Origin of the sequence: Sodalis glossinidius str. 'morsitans', from assembly GCF_000010085.1 — a bacterium.
Taxonomy (GTDB): domain Bacteria; phylum Pseudomonadota; class Gammaproteobacteria; order Enterobacterales; family Enterobacteriaceae; genus Sodalis; species Sodalis glossinidius.
On record NC_007712.1, the window covers coordinates 473,136 to 487,309 of the forward strand.

Genomic DNA, 14,174 nt, shown 5'->3' on the forward strand with positions numbered 1-14,174 from the left:
TGCTGTTTTTGCTGCGCCTCCGCCCGGCGCCATGGTTACGGCATGTCTGACGGCATATGCAGTATCTGACGCAGTATACGCGGTGCAGTAAGGGTCAGTCCTGAATGGTCTCGGTATCGCTATTCTCTTGCTGTCGCTTCCAGCTCGCCAGCGCCTGCTGGCGTCGCCGGTTGAGCTCCTCGCCGATCTGCGCGCCGCTGAATCCCGCCGCCATCACATCTCGCGCGCTGACTGAACTGGCTACGCGGAACGCGTCGCGCAGAAAATCCCCCTGCGGATAGGCATGGTTCTCAAACCCGGTACGGCCACGTGCGTCGGCTTCGCTGGCGAGGATCATCTGCTCCAGGCGCGCCGGTCGGCGCCAGACATCAATGGCGCTGAACAGTTTTATCAGTGTCTTTGGCGTCAGGCTCTGGGCACCGTGCAAAAGATCATGGTAGCGGGCCACGATCGTGGCCAGATCGCGCAGCGGATTGGGCACCTTCAGGCGCTGGCACAGCGCTTCCACCACCTTCACCCCCGCCGGGCCGTGGCCGTGGTGGCTGGGCCACAGCTCGCGCGGCGTGAGCGCCTTGCCCACATCGTGGCAAAGTGTAGCGAAGCGTACCGCGATATCGTCCGTTAACCGGGCCGCCATCGACACCGTCATCAGAGTGTGGATGCCGGTATCGATTTCCGGGTGCCATTTCGCCGGCGCCGGGACGCCAAATAGCGCGTCCACCTCCGGAAATAGCGCTTTTAACGCGCCGCAGTCGCGCAGGACCTGAAAATAGACCTGCGGATTGCGGGTTGCCAGCGTCCGCTCCGTCTCTTTCCAGACACGCTCAGGCGCCAGCAGCGGCAGCTCGTCGGTCATCTGCTGCATCAACGCCATCGTTTCCGGCGCGATGCGGAAATTCAAATGGGCGAAACGCGCGGCAAAACGGGCGACCCGCAGTACGCGCAGCGGATCTTCGCCGAAGGCGTCGGAGACATGGCGCAACCAGCGTTGGCGGATGTCCTGCTGTCCCTGATAGGGATCAATCAGGTTACCCTCGTCGTCGCGGGCGATGGCATTAATGGTGAGATCGCGGCGGCGCAGATCTTCTTCCAGCGTGACTTCCGGCGAGGCGTAGCAGATGAAGCCGGTATAGCCCTGACCGGATTTGCGCTCCGTACGGGCCAGCGCATACTCCTCGCGGCTATCGGGATGCAGAAAAACCGGAAAATCTTTGCCGACATGCTGATAACCTTGCGCGAGCATCTCCTGCGGCGTTGCGCCGACCACCACCCAATCCCGTTCCTTGACGGGGAGCTGTAACAGACCGTCACGCACGGCGCCGCCGACCAGATATTTTTTCACAATTCTCTCCTGGCAAAGCCGGTGTTGCCTTTATCGGTACCGTCCATTGAGTGTAGCCGTATCTCGCACGAGATTCATCGCCACCCGTGTCGGGGGCGGCTTAGTTCATCCAGCAGTTGTCTCTTTTGCGTCGGGGAATGATATGGGGCAGCAGCAAACCCAGCAGCAGGCCCACGCCAGCCACACCGCCGCCATACATGAACCATTGCATGATGATGGTACGCTGTTTGTCGTCAAGCTGGACCGCCGCCGCATTGACCTTTTTCTGTGCGGTCGAAAGTTGATCCTTCAACGCCTGATTCTGTTCCTTGAGATCGTTGATCACGCCGTCGCTGGTGGCCACTTTTTTCTGCATGTCGGCCGTGCGCTGATTCCAGCTCGCATCGATAGTATTAAGCTTTTGCGTCAGATCCTGCACCTGCTGCTCCAGCGCCGGCACCCGGGTGCGCAGGCTGGGCTGAGCGCTCAGCTGCTCCTGCGGGATCCAGGCGGTGCGCCCCTTTTCGTCGCGTACCTGGGCGAAGCCGGTGTCGTCATTCTGACATAGAAGCGTAACGGTGTCGCCGGAATTCAAGGTGCCGACAATGCGGTATTGATTACCCGGGCCGCTATGGATATAGGTCAGCAGGTTGTCTGAGACATAACGTGGCTCATCGGCGTTGGCGGCGCAGGCGAGACCCAAACCGACCGCGACGAAGTAAATATGGCGTAATTTCAGCATTAGTCCGTCATTTTTAAGCAAATGTAGCACGATAGTAGTGACTTCAGTTTGACGACGCAACGTCGGGTCCGAAATGAGAACACTCTTACTCTCGGACGGAGCGTAAAGCCGTTGCTGCCCCCACTACCCGATGATGCCGGCGTCTACAGGCCGGCGCCGCGCGGTGACGGGCGCGGCGTACCCTCTTCGCCGCCGACGGCGGGTGGGAGGGACGACAATGACAAAACGCGTCAAAAGCGATAAGATCTTTGGACCTCTCGTCACACGAAAAGTGCCGTTGGGCTTGTCAGTTTTGTCCATTAAGGCCATGATTAGGCATTAAACACTTGCCATCTTAAGCGATGAGTCGCCACCAGGGATGGCTTAAGCGTCAATGTATTTTACCGGTATGGCCATATAACACTATGAATGAAGAAATCAAGTTAAAATTTATCGTTCAGCCCGAGATGCTGCCTGCGTTGCGGCAGCGGTTATTGGCGATGGGCCATGACGGTAATGCGCTCCGGCAATTGACCAATACCTATTTTGAGACGGATGGCTTTGATTTGCGCCGCCACGGCATAGGGTTACGTATCCGTCAGGTGGACGGACAGTGTGAGATGACAATGAAAACCGCCGGCCAGGTCATCGGCGGCTTGCATCAACATCCAGAATTTAATGTGCCGCTGTCGGGGCCGACGCTGGATCTCGCTCGGTTACCGGCACAGACATGGCCGCCAGAGCTTGATCCCGCCGCGCAGGCGACGGTGGAGGAAGGTATGAGCGCGGCGCTGCACATGGCGCTGGATCATTGGCAATATCATTAGGAGCTTTGGTTGTTCGGGCTTGCGCCGGCCAAGGCCGGCGTGCTGGAGAATCTGGTCAGCCGCAAAGCCAGCTCCGTGGGCTGCTGGCGGATATCGTGCCGTTAATCGGCGCCTATCGGCCGACCGAGGTGGTGGCCTATCTGATGCATTGGACAGCGCTGCATCAGTCTATCGTGCAGCCAGGATCCGATGATAGGGAACATTTGCGGCGTCAGGAGTTGGCGCAGGTGGGGTTCTGGCTAAAATAGCGAGAGCCTTGTGTTACCACTCCGTCGGCGAGCCATGTTTGTCTCCAGGGAATATTGACCATGAATGCGCGACCATTACCGCCGCTCTTGCATAAGCAAGGACAGCAGTCGGCGGCCGGATTACCGGCGCCGGCGGACGATGCAACCCTTCGGGCGCTCGCCATGAGTGATTTCATCAGCGACGCGCTGCAAAGCCATCCGGCGTGGCAGCAGGCGCTAGTGACGGAGGTGCCGCAACCCGGCGAATGGCGGGATTATGCCGCGCTGCTGGCCGCCCGGCTGGCGGCGGTTGATGATGAATCCGCGCTGATGCGCGAGCTGCGCTTGTTCCGGCGCCGTATGCTGGTGCGTATCGGTTGGGCGCAAATTCTCGGCCTCTGTGATACCCGTGAAACCCTGACCCAGCTAAGCCAATTGGCGGAAACCTTGATTATCGCCGCGCGCGACTGGCTGTGGCAGGCGTGTTGCCGCGAGTGGGGTACACCCTGTGGCGCAGACGGCACGCCACAGCCTCTGCTGATTCTGGGCATGGGCAAACTGGGCGGCGGGGAGCTGAATTTTTCCTCCGATATTGATTTGATTTTCGCCTACCCCGAAAACGGTTTTACCCGCGGCGGCGGCCGCGAGCTGGATAACGCCCAGTTTTTTATCCGGCTGGGTCAACGGGTGATTAAAGCGCTCGACCAGCCGACCGTGGACGGCTTTGTTTATCGGGTCGATATGCGGCTGCGGCCGTTCGGCGATAGCGGGCAGCTGGTGCTGAGCTTTGCCGCGCTGGAGGATTATTATCAAGAACAGGGCAGGGATTGGGAACGCTACGCGATGATCAAAGCGCGGCTGATGGGCGGCGATGGCGATCCCTACAGCCAGGAATTGCGCAGCATGCTGCGTCCATTTATCTATCGCCGCTACATTGACTTTAGCGTCATCCAGTCGCTGCGCAATATGAAGCAAATGATTGCCCGCGAGGTCCGACGGCGCGGGTTGAAGGACAATATCAAACTGGGCGCCGGCGGGATCCGTGAGATCGAGTTTATCGCCCAGGTGTTTCAATTGATTCGCGGCGGCCGCGAGCCGCGCCTGCAGTCGCGCGCGCTATTGCCGACGCTTGAGACCATCGGCGCGCTGGGACTGCTTACGCCGGCGCAAAGTGCCCGTCTGAGTGCGGCCTACCTCTACCTGCGACGGTTGGAAAATCTGTTGCAGGGCATTAATGATCAGCAGACGCAAACGTTGCCCGCCGACGCGCTCAATCAGGCGCGCCTGGCCTGGGGAATGGACGAGGCGGACTGGCCGCAGCTCACCCGCACGCTGGACGCCCACATGCAAGCGGTCAGGGCGGTATTCGATGAGCTGATTGGCGACGATGCCCCCGACGCTGAAGATAATGATACGCCCGGCCCGGCGGTCGTGCTGTGGCAGGAGCCGATGTCGCAAGCGACGGAGGTTGACGGGGAAGGCGTTCCTTGGCCGCGTCTGGCGCAGTATGTCGCCGATTTCCGCCGCGATGTCGCTAAACGCACGCTAGGCCCGCGGGGCAGGGAAGTGCTGGACGCGCTTATGCCGCGGCTTTTGGCGCACATCGGCGAACGGGACGCGGCGGACGAGGCGTTTGCTCGTCTGGCGCCGGTGTTGCTTAGTATCGTCTCTCGTACCACCTACCTCGAGCTGTTACTGGAGTACCCCGGCGCGCTGGGGCTCTTGACTCGTCTTTGCGCCGTGTCGCCTATGATCGCCAGCCAATTGGCACGGCATCCCCTGCTGCTGGACGAATTGCTGGACCCCGCGACCCTTTATCACCCCCCGGCGCCGGCGGCCTATGGCGACGAGCTGCGCCAATATCTGCTGCGGGTGCCCGAAGAGGATGAGGAGCAGCAACTGGAGGCGCTGCGGCAATTCAAGCAGGCGCAACAGTTGCGCATTGCGGCAGCCGATATTGCCGGCGTGCTGCCGGTAATGAAGGTCAGCGATCATTTGACCTATCTGGCGGAAGCCATGATCCAAGCCGTGATTCGGCAGGCGTGGAAATCAATGGTCGTGCGCCATGGGCGGCCCTCGCATCTGCATGACGGACAGGACGCCGGCTTTGCGGTCATCGGCTACGGTAAATTGGGCGGCTGGGAGTTAGGCTACAGCTCCGATCTGGATTTGGTGTTTTTGCATCAGTGCCCTGATGACGCCGTGACCGATGGACCGTGCGTCATCGACGGACGGCAGTTTTATTTGCGGCTGGCGCAGAGGGTCATGCATCTGTTCAGCATCCGGACACCGGCGGGGGTTTTGTATGAAGTGGACGCACGGCTGCGGCCATCCGGCGCCGCCGGGATGCTGGTCAGTACGCTCTCTGCGTTCGAGGATTATCAGCTTAATGAGGCCTGGACCTGGGAGCATCAGGCGCTGGTGCGCGCGCGGATGGTGTACGGCTCCCCAGAATTGCAGGAAGGTTTCAACACCATTCGCCGTCGCGTGCTGTGTCTTCCGCGCGATCCCGCTACGCTGCGCCGGGAGGTCAGCGAGATGCGCGCCAAGATGCGCCAGCACCTGGCCAGCAAGCAGACAGACGTTTTTGATATCAAGACCGACGAGGGCGGTATTACTGATATCGAGTTTCTGGCGCAGTATCTGGTGTTGCGCTATGCCGCGGAAAAGCCTGAACTGACGCGCTGGTCGGATAATGTCCGTCTCTTCGAGCTGGTGGCCAGGGAGGGGATCATGGACGGCGATGATGCCGATGGGCTGCGCGCAAGCTACACTACGCTGCGCGATACGCTGCACCATCTGGCGTTGCAGGCGTTGCCCGGCCGGGTGCCGGAAGCGCAGTTTGCCCGCGAGCGCGCTTTGATTGTCCGCTGCTGGCGTCAGTGGCTTGATTGAATGGCGGCGCAGGCACAGTGGTCTTTAAGGGCAGCGCGCCCCAGCGTCACACTTAACTTCGCGCCCGCCGCTGGCAAGGCTCGATTAAGCGGCGGAGGCTCCGTCGCCGCAGGGGGCGAATTTTTCCCCCCTGTGATATGATTCTGACCCTTGAACAGGATCTCTTTGGAGCGAGTGGATGAAAGTGACCTTGCCTGATTTCCGCCGGGCGGGTGTGCTGGTCGTGGGCGATGTGATGTTGGACCGATACTGGTACGGCCCCACCAGCCGGATCTCACCGGAAGCGCCGGTGCCTATCGTAAAGGTGGACGCCATTGAGGAGCGTCCCGGCGGCGCTGCTAACGTCGCGATGAATATCGCCGCGCTGGGCTGTCATTCGCGCCTGGTCGGTCTCACCGGCATTGATGATGCCGCCCGCGCTCTGGGCGCGCGACTCAGTGAAGTAGACGTGACCTGCGATTTTGTCGCCGTCGCGACCCATCCCACGGTTACCAAACTGCGGGTGTTATCGCGTAATCAGCAGTTGATCCGTCTCGATTTCGAGCAAGGTTTCGACGATGTCGACGCAGCTCCCATGATAGAACGTATTCAGCTGGCGCTGCCAAAAACCGGCGCGCTGGTGTTATCCGATTATGCGAAGGGCGCGCTGGCGCGCGTGCGCGAGATGATCACACTGGCGCGCGCCGCTGGCGTGCCGGTGCTTGTCGATCCCAAAGGCACGGATTTTGACCGTTATCGGGGCGCAACGCTGCTGACCCCGAATTTGTCAGAATTTGAAGCGGTAGCCGGGCCCTGCAAAGATGAGGAAACGCTGGTGAGCCGCGGCATGAAACTTATCGCCGACTATCAGCTATCGGCGCTACTGATTACCCGCTCGGAACAAGGGATGACCCTGTTGCAGCCGGGTAAGGATCCGCTGCATTTACCCACGCAGGCGCAGGAAGTTTACGACGTCACCGGCGCCGGCGATACGGTCATCGGCGTGCTGGCCGCCGCGCTGGCAGCGGGTAACAGTCTGGAAGACTCCTGTTTTCTGGCCAACGCCGCCGCGGGCGTGGTTGTTGGGAAATTAGGCACCTCCACCGTTAGCCCAATTGAGCTGGAGAACGCCATTCGCGGCCGCGCCGAAACTGGCTTTGGCGTCATGACCGAAAGCGAGCTGAAGCAGGCGGTGGCGGTGGCGCGTCAGCGCGGCGAGAAAGTGGTCATGACCAATGGTATTTTCGATATCCTGCACGCGGGTCACGTCAGCTATCTCGCTAATGCCCAGCGGCTGGGTGACCGGCTTATCGTGGCGGTAAACAGCGATGAATCCACGAAGCGTCTGAAAGGGGAAAGCCGTCCGGTAAATCCCCTGGCGCAGCGTATGACCGTTCTGGCGGCGCTGGAGGCGGTCGATTGGGTAGTGCCTTTCAGCGAAGATACGCCGCAGCGGCTCATCGCCGATGTGCTGCCTGATGTGCTGGTCAAAGGCGGCGATTACCAACCGCACCAGATCGCCGGCAGCAAGGAGGTCTGGGATAACGGCGGGGACGTGCTGGTGCTGAATTTTGAAGACGGCTGTTCCACCACCAATATTATCAACGCCATCAAACGCCGCGCTGGGCAGCGAACGGTTGTCTGATAGCGGTGATGTGACCCGCCCGGTATGGTCAGCCGTGCACGGGTAGAGACGCGCCGCGCTGGACGGCGGTCAGTTACGCGCGGGCGATGATGCCTGCTGCTGGTGGCAGCAAGCGGCAGCGGCGATTATAGCTTTTTAAAGGTGTCTTTAGCCGGTTTGTCGTCCGCGACCCCGGCATCCGGCGCGGTGCGATCCGCGGGAGAAACGCTGGTAGTGTCGTCTACGCCGTTCACGCCCGCAGGCTTCTTACCCGCCCCTGGCGCCGCCGGCAGGTGTCGCCGGGCTGACGACCGGGTCGCTTTTCGGCATGGTTTCCAGCGCATTCAGGCGCAGTTCCAACTGACTCAGTTTCTCCCGGGTGCGTAACAGCACCTGGGTCTGTACGTCGAATTCCTCGCGGCTGACCAGGTCCATACGGCTGAACTGGTTTTGCAGCAACTGACGGATCTTTTTCTCCACATCGTCGCCCAGATCGCGGATGCCTTTGGGCAGCGACTCCTGTACCTGGCGGGCAAGCTGTTCAAGTTTCTTTGGATCAATCATCGTCGGTTCCCTAACTGGTCAGAATGGGTTAAGTGTAATGTTTGTTTCCCCTGAGTGGAAACAAAATAATCTATTGAAATTATGCGTTTGCTAATTGCCTTGGCTGCGGGTTGGAGCTATAGTATTTCTGCTTATTCTCAGGGCGGGGTGCAATTCCCCACCGGCGGTAAACCTGGCTAAAGTATTGCACAGGAAGCCCGCGAGCGCTCAGGTTGCATTGCAGTCTGAGGTCAGCAGATCCGGTGTAATTCCGGGGCCGACGGTAATAGTCCGGATGGGAGAGAGTAACGACGTCCAGGCGGGCTACGGCCCGATATCGTTATTATTTGGCCCGTTCGCGGCCGCTCCTAAGTCTGCCCTGATTCTGGTAACCCATAACAATTATGAGGTTTTATTTACCATGAATCAGACGCTTCTTTCCGAATTCGGTTCCCCGTCCCAACGCGTGGAAAACGCTCTGGAGTCGTTGCGGAATGGTCGCGGGGTGCTGGTACTGGACGATGAAGATCGTGAAAATGAAGGCGATATGATATTCGCCGCACAAAACATGACCGTCGAGCAGATGGCTCTGACCATTCGCTACGGCAGCGGTATCGTGTGCCTGTGTCTGACCGAAGAACGCCGCCAGCAGCTGGCGCTTCCGATGATGGTGGAACGTAACAGCAGTCATTATCAGACGGCGTTTACCGTCACCATCGAAGCGGCTGAAGGGGTCAGCACCGGGGTATCTGCCGCCGATCGCCTGACAACAATCCGGGCCGCCATCAAAGATAACGCTAAACCTACCGATCTCAACCGCCCTGGGCATGTCTTCCCGCTATGCGCGCAGCCGGGCGGCGTGCTGGTGCGTGGCGGTCACACCGAAGCAGCGGTGGATCTGACCACTCTCGCCGGCCTGAAACCGGCGGGCGTGCTGTGTGAAGTGACCAATGACGATGGCTCTATGGCGCATGCGCCGGAGATAATCGCCTTTGGACGGCGTCACAACATGCCGGTGCTGACCATCGAGGATCTGGTGGCCTACCGTCGCGCCCTGATGCGCGAAGTGAGCTAACGTCCTGCGGATCCGGCGTGATAGTCGCCGGCGTCCCGCACTAATGCCTGCATTTCCGACCAGGTGTAAATGTTGACTTAGCCTGTAGGGAGTTGAGCGGCGGCAACCATCGCCACGGCGATATCCGCCGCCGTAATAGCGCGGTATTTTTGCGCTCTTCCGCGCAATACGAAATTAAGCCGTGGCCAGACACGATTTAGCCCCTTCTCCAGCGGATCTCTAACCCAGAACTCATGCCGGGTCGGAAAACGTGCGTCCGGGCGGCGTGCAGAGCGATGATATCCCGTTCTACTTCCCCTTTAACGCGCAAATAGGCTGCGTACGAGCCGACGCTGGCCCCCGCCGATGACACCAGCGAGATTGAGTGCGCGCCATGCTCAAGCGCCAGCCGCGCCGCCAGCAGCGGATAGTCGTGATCAATACGATAGTACTCCCGCGGATCCGGGCTGTTTTTGCGCGTGGTGCCGAGGGCGATAAACAGATCCTCCGCCGCCAGCGCGGCCGCTCGCGCCGCACTACCGCAGTCACCTGCTGATAGGCAGAATGGCGCAGCAGAGTGGACAGCAGGTGACCGCCCACTAATCCGCTGGCGCCAAATAGCAATGCTGTTTTCATGGGGGGCCCCAGTTATTCAATTTTCCTGATTATCTTCATCATGGTTATATCGGTTCATTGCACGGTGAAAAGGTGTAATGTGATGCCATCAGCCGCCGCAAGCGGCGCACAATGAATAAGGATACACGATGAGTAGCCCACGCATGCCTGCCCTTTTCCTCGGTCACGGCAGTCCGATGAACGTACTGGAAGACAACCGCTATACCCGTAGCTGGCAGCAACTGGGCCAGACGCTGCCGTGGCCGGAGGCGATATTGGCCATCTCGGCCCATTGGTACCGGCAGGGCACCGCCGTGACCGCCGTGGCGCAACCGCGCACCGTGCACGACTTTGGTGGTTTTCCCCAGGCGCTGTTTGACCAACGTTACCTGGCCCCCGGTTCGCCGGCGCTGGCGCAGCGGGGGCAGTCCCTATTGGCACCGGTACCGGTGCAGGCCGACATCGACGAATGGGAACCGCATCCCTTGATCGCTTATCAACAGCACCAGGATGCGGCGCTGGCCAATCCCTCGCCGGAGCATTTTTTGCCGCTGCTCTATGTGTTGGGCAGCCGGATAGGCGATGAACCCGTCTCGGTGCCCGTGGACGGTATCACGCTGGGCTACATCAGTATGCTGTCGGTGCAGGTAGGCTAAAACGGCGGCGCGGCGTCACCGCGCTGCCGAGGCAGAATCAATCAAGAATGATGTGGGGACAAAAGCGGGAGAGATCCTGGGTAATGATTTGCCGGTCTTCGCGCAGGCCGATGCCGCAGGGCTCATCGTTAACCAGCCAACTGCCGATAACCGTGTAGCTGTCGCCAAAGCGGGGCAGAGGGCAAAACGCCTGTACAATCGAGCCTTCCTCGCCGTAAGGACCGTCTACGCGTGCGGTTTCACGTCCCTGCTCGAAGACGCGCACGTTGGCGCCCTCGCGGGAAAACAGCGGCTTCACCACGTAATTGTCCATCGGCGGGTAATCGTCTTCGGCAAAATAGGCCGGCAGCAGGTTGGGATGGTCGGGAAACATCTGCCAGAGCATCGGCAACAGCGCCTTGTTGGACAAAATGCATTTCCAGGCCGGCTCAAGCCAGCGCACGCCGGCATCCTCCAGCTTGGTAGAGAACATCTCGCGCAGCATGAATTCCCACGGATAGAGCTTGAACAGGTTGCTAATGACCTGATCCTGCATATCGGTGAACTGCCCTTTCTCTCCCAGCCCCAGCTCCTCAATATAAAGAAACGTATTGGGCAACCCGGCTTCCGTGGCGCAATCCTGCAGATACTGCACCGTGCCGCGATCTTCTTCGGTGTCCTGGCAGCAGGCCAGGTGCAGCAGGCTAAAACCGTGCTGCGACTGAAGTTCAGCGAAGCGGGCGATAAGCTTCTCTTGCAGGCTGTTGTATTGATCGGCATTGGTTGGGAGCTTGCCGGCGTTAATCTGATCTTCCAGCCAGATCCACTGAAAGAACGCCGCTTCGTACAGCGAGGTCGGCGTATCGGCATTGTTTTCCAGCAGTTTGGGCGGATGCTGGCCGTCATAAACCAGATCCAAGCGCGAATACAGCGACGGCTGACGCGTTTGCCAGGCGTTGCGCACGAACGACCAGGTGTGGCGGGGAATACGGAATTTGGTCATCAGCTCATCGCTGGCCACGACCTTTTCCACTACCTGCAAACACATCTGATGGAGGTCAGCGGTAGCCTCCTCCAGAGTCTCGATTTGCGCCAGGGTAAACTGATAGTAAGCATCTTCACACCAATAGGGTTCGCCGTACAGGGTATGAAAATTAAAGCCGTATTCGGTGGCTTTTTCCCGCCAGTCCGGTCGTTCGTCGATAGTGACTCGTTTCATGTCCCGTTAGCCGCCCATGGTGCGGTGGGGCGTAGCGCTGCTGCTGCGCAGGGCGTTCTGCTTGGCGACGGTCTCGCCGAAGCCGCCGCGGGTGATGGTCTGCGTGGTCGCCGGTTTCGGCGCCAGGGCGGTCTTCGGTACCGTCATCGAACGACCGCTGGTGGACGCCCCGTAGTTGCGGCCTCTGGCGTCGACAAACTGGCCGCGCGCCGGACTGTTGGCGGCGAGTGAGGTGAACAGCGGCTGCTGTGAATAGCCGCCGACCATCATGCGACCCATCATGTAGCCCGCCATCAGCGGCATCCACATGCTGCCGCTGTGCTGAGACTCCGCCGCCATGCCGGCCTGGGCCGGGACCTGGGTACATTGTTCTTCACCGAATTCCGCCACACAGTCGGCGCGGGAGGCGTATTTGGGCGCGGTTTTCACCGCTTCCTGCTGCGCGGCGTTGTAAGCGGTGGTGCACTGTTCGCTTAAGGAAGGATTGGCGCGGGCGCAGTCGTCACTGTTCATGTACAGCGAGACGTTTTCGTCGCTTTTTTCACAGCCGGCCAGTACAAAAACGGCACCGACGGCCAGCGCGACGGGCGCCATGCGGTAAGCGCGCCAATGCTTGCGAAAGCTGGCGTGATTAATCTGTTTAGTGCGTTTCATTATTATCCTGCTTTATTGATATGAGATCGACCTAGAGAAAGTCACTGTAGAATAGGGGAAAAACGGTGAAAAATGAAGCATGGAAGGTTTGCGGCCGGCATCTTTACGTAGTTATACACTTCCCTGTGATCGTCTCCGCGGGCAGTGACGGGCAACGGGAAGCGCCGGCGGCCGTCAGGGGAAAGCAAAGGTTCGCCCTGACCGCCGGGAAAGAACTTAATGCTGGAAACGATTACGTCCGCTAGTGCGACCGGTGCCGGTGGCTGGCGCGGTCGTCACGCTGGCCGCGCGCGGCTGAAAGGCCGTTTGCGCAGCACTGGCGCCAGGCGACGTCGTACCGGTACCATCGGCACGGGCGTCCTGCGAGGCATTTTCCGGTGCTACCGTCTGGGGATCGGTCGGCACCGTTTTACCGAGCGTATTATTCAATGTCACCAAATCCGTTTCGTTTAGCGTGCCGAGAGCGTATTTCAGGTTCAATTGATTGATCAGGTATTGATAGCGCGCCTGGGAGAGATTCCGCTTGCGATCATAAAGCGTTGTGGTGGCATCCAACACGTCAACGATAGTGCGGGTGCCCACCTGGTAGCCGGCTTCCGACGCGTCCAGTGAGCTTTGCGCCGACACCACCGCCTGTTCATAGGCGGCAATACTGCTGATGGAGGCAGATATGTTGTTAAACGATGAACGCAGGGTCATGACCATAGAGCGATGCACGCTTTCAAGCTGTTCGCTGGCGCTGACAAAACTGTACTGCGCCTGCTTCACCTGGGAGGTTACGGATCCCCCGCTATAAAGTGGCACGTTCAGACTCAGGCCGATAGCGTTGCCGCCGATATGCTTATTGGGATTGGTCACAGAATTGTTTCGCGAACCATTGTAGTCGCTATTGCTGACTGTTGACGAGGCGTTAAGATCTAAAGTCGGCAAATGGCCTGCCTGATAGTAACGGATATCTTCACGAGCCAAATCCTGCGACAGGCGCGCCGATAACAGGCTGAGGTTGCGGTTTTCCGCTTCTTTTAACAGGCTGGTGATCGCATCGGGGTGTTGGGTCTTGAAACTCGCGATATTAAGCGTCGCCAATTGCGGATATTCCATGCCGGTAATCTGGCGCAGTGCTTCCAGCGCATTATCCAGATCGTTGTGGGCTCTGACTTCGGAAGCCAGAACGGTGTCATATTCCGAGCGAGCATTTTGCACATCCGTAATGGCGACCAGACCGACGTTAAAGCGCTGGGTAGTTTGGTCCAACTGGCGATAAAGTGCCTGCTTCTGCGCCTCGGTATATGACAGTGTATCAATGGCGTTCAATACGTTAAAATAGGCGGTAGCGGTATTGATAATTAACGATTGCTGGTCCGTTTGATACGAGACATCCTGAATACCCGCCGTTTTTTCCTGGAGGGTCAGGGCACGCCATTTGGACATATCGAAAATGGTCTGGGTCAACTGCAGCGCGGTGCTTGACTCATTAGAATTGATATCACGGTTGTCGCGAAAACCCTGGGTATAGGTGTAATCTACTCCCAATCCCAATTGAGGCAGCAGCGGAGCGCGCTGTTCATTAATCTTTTCAAAGGCTGCATCACGATCGGCGGCGGAGCGGCGAAGATCCGGGTTGGAGGATCTGGCCTGCTGATACACCTGTAGCAGATTTTCTGCCTGACTCATTGCACTGAAACTACCAAGACTCAGTCCAATAAGGAGGGGGAGCAGTTTCTTCATTTGCATTCCTTTTGAAACAGCAAAATTGCTATGGTAGAGCTATTAGAAAAATAGTGGCTAATTCTAGCAGACACTGCCGGACGGAATAGGTGGCTTAACGTGCCATGCCGGCGCTATTTACAAAATCTATCA

At 59.0% G+C, this 14,174-nt stretch carries 12 protein-coding genes and 1 riboswitch; of the genes, 6 read left to right on the forward strand and 6 right to left on the reverse strand.

Going from position 1 to position 14,174, the window contains the following annotated elements:
• Window positions 1-94: 94 nt before the first annotated feature.
• Entirely contained in the window at window positions 95-1,342 is a 1,248-nt protein-coding gene (locus tag SGP1_RS02430) for a multifunctional CCA addition/repair protein (RefSeq protein WP_011410121.1), read from the reverse strand.
• Window positions 1,343-1,442: 100 nt separating this feature from the next.
• Window positions 1,443-2,063: a TIGR04211 family SH3 domain-containing protein gene (locus SGP1_RS02435; protein WP_011410122.1), complete on the reverse strand. Its 621-nt coding sequence runs from the start codon at window positions 2,061-2,063 to the stop codon at window positions 1,443-1,445.
• A 404-nt stretch (window positions 2,064-2,467) separates the two neighbouring features.
• On the opposite strand from SGP1_RS02435, the gene SGP1_RS02440 reads away from it, so the two are divergent.
• From SGP1_RS02440 to hldE, 4 genes are all read left to right on the forward strand, one after another.
• Window positions 2,468-2,869: an inorganic triphosphatase gene (locus tag SGP1_RS02440; protein ID WP_050747360.1), complete on the forward strand. Its 402-nt coding sequence runs from the start codon at window positions 2,468-2,470 to the stop codon at window positions 2,867-2,869.
• Between the two features lie 5 nt (window positions 2,870-2,874).
• Window positions 2,875-3,117, forward strand: a complete 243-nt coding sequence (locus tag SGP1_RS23180) for a hypothetical protein (RefSeq protein ID WP_050747361.1) — start codon at window positions 2,875-2,877, stop codon at window positions 3,115-3,117.
• Between the two features lie 60 nt (window positions 3,118-3,177).
• Window positions 3,178-5,991: a bifunctional [glutamate--ammonia ligase]-adenylyl-L-tyrosine phosphorylase/[glutamate--ammonia-ligase] adenylyltransferase gene (gene glnE / locus SGP1_RS02445; protein ID WP_011410123.1), complete on the forward strand. Its 2,814-nt coding sequence runs from the start codon at window positions 3,178-3,180 to the stop codon at window positions 5,989-5,991.
• A gap of 178 nt (window positions 5,992-6,169) precedes the next feature.
• Entirely contained in the window at window positions 6,170-7,615 is a 1,446-nt protein-coding gene (gene hldE / locus SGP1_RS02450) for a bifunctional D-glycero-beta-D-manno-heptose-7-phosphate kinase/D-glycero-beta-D-manno-heptose 1-phosphate adenylyltransferase HldE (protein ID WP_011410124.1), read from the forward strand.
• 246 nt (window positions 7,616-7,861) lie between these two features.
• On the opposite strand, the gene ubiK is transcribed toward hldE, so the two are convergent.
• Window positions 7,862-8,158, reverse strand: a complete 297-nt coding sequence (gene ubiK / locus SGP1_RS02455) for a ubiquinone biosynthesis accessory factor UbiK (RefSeq protein WP_011410125.1) — start codon at window positions 8,156-8,158, stop codon at window positions 7,862-7,864.
• Window positions 8,159-8,287: 129 nt separating this feature from the next.
• Window positions 8,288-8,448: riboswitch (FMN riboswitch) on the forward strand.
• 110 nt (window positions 8,449-8,558) lie between these two features.
• On the opposite strand from ubiK, the gene ribB reads away from it, so the two are divergent.
• Window positions 8,559-9,212, forward strand: a complete 654-nt coding sequence (gene ribB / locus SGP1_RS02460) for a 3,4-dihydroxy-2-butanone-4-phosphate synthase (RefSeq protein WP_011410126.1) — start codon at window positions 8,559-8,561, stop codon at window positions 9,210-9,212.
• Window positions 9,213-9,955: 743 nt separating this feature from the next.
• Window positions 9,956-10,462 (forward strand): dioxygenase, encoded by a 507-nt coding sequence (locus tag SGP1_RS02465; RefSeq protein WP_041866569.1) that lies wholly within the window; start codon window positions 9,956-9,958, stop codon window positions 10,460-10,462.
• Window positions 10,463-10,499: 37 nt separating this feature from the next.
• On the opposite strand, the gene SGP1_RS02470 is transcribed toward SGP1_RS02465, so the two are convergent.
• The 3 genes from SGP1_RS02470 to tolC form a co-directional block, all read right to left on the reverse strand.
• Window positions 10,500-11,660, reverse strand: coding sequence for a glutathionylspermidine synthase family protein (locus SGP1_RS02470; protein WP_011410127.1), 1,161 nt, complete (start codon window positions 11,658-11,660; stop codon window positions 10,500-10,502).
• A 6-nt stretch (window positions 11,661-11,666) separates the two neighbouring features.
• Window positions 11,667-12,314, reverse strand: a complete 648-nt coding sequence (locus SGP1_RS02475; RefSeq protein WP_011410128.1) for a DUF1190 family protein — start codon at window positions 12,312-12,314, stop codon at window positions 11,667-11,669.
• Window positions 12,315-12,530: 216 nt separating this feature from the next.
• On the reverse strand, window positions 12,531-14,042 hold the full coding sequence (gene tolC / locus SGP1_RS02480) for an outer membrane channel protein TolC (RefSeq protein ID WP_011410129.1): 1,512 nt from the start codon (window positions 14,040-14,042) through the stop codon (window positions 12,531-12,533).
• Between the last annotated feature and the right edge of the window lie 132 nt (window positions 14,043-14,174).

Coding starts and splice junctions, on each gene's coding strand:
- SGP1_RS02465 (WP_041866569.1), top strand. CDS start 9,956: ATGAGTAGCCCACGCATGCCTGCCCTTTTCCTCGGTCACGGCAGTCCG.
- tolC (WP_011410129.1), bottom strand. CDS start 14,042: ATGAAGAAACTGCTCCCCCTCCTTATTGGACTGAGTCTTGGTAGTTTC.
- hldE (WP_011410124.1), top strand. CDS start 6,170: ATGAAAGTGACCTTGCCTGATTTCCGCCGGGCGGGTGTGCTGGTCGTG.
- ribB (WP_011410126.1), top strand. CDS start 8,559: ATGAATCAGACGCTTCTTTCCGAATTCGGTTCCCCGTCCCAACGCGTG.
- SGP1_RS02440 (WP_050747360.1), top strand. CDS start 2,468: ATGAATGAAGAAATCAAGTTAAAATTTATCGTTCAGCCCGAGATGCTG.
- glnE (WP_011410123.1), top strand. CDS start 3,178: ATGAATGCGCGACCATTACCGCCGCTCTTGCATAAGCAAGGACAGCAG.
- SGP1_RS02475 (WP_011410128.1), bottom strand. CDS start 12,314: ATGAAACGCACTAAACAGATTAATCACGCCAGCTTTCGCAAGCATTGG.
- SGP1_RS02435 (WP_011410122.1), bottom strand. CDS start 2,063: ATGCTGAAATTACGCCATATTTACTTCGTCGCGGTCGGTTTGGGTCTC.
- SGP1_RS02470 (WP_011410127.1), bottom strand. CDS start 11,660: ATGAAACGAGTCACTATCGACGAACGACCGGACTGGCGGGAAAAAGCC.
- ubiK (WP_011410125.1), bottom strand. CDS start 8,158: ATGATTGATCCAAAGAAACTTGAACAGCTTGCCCGCCAGGTACAGGAG.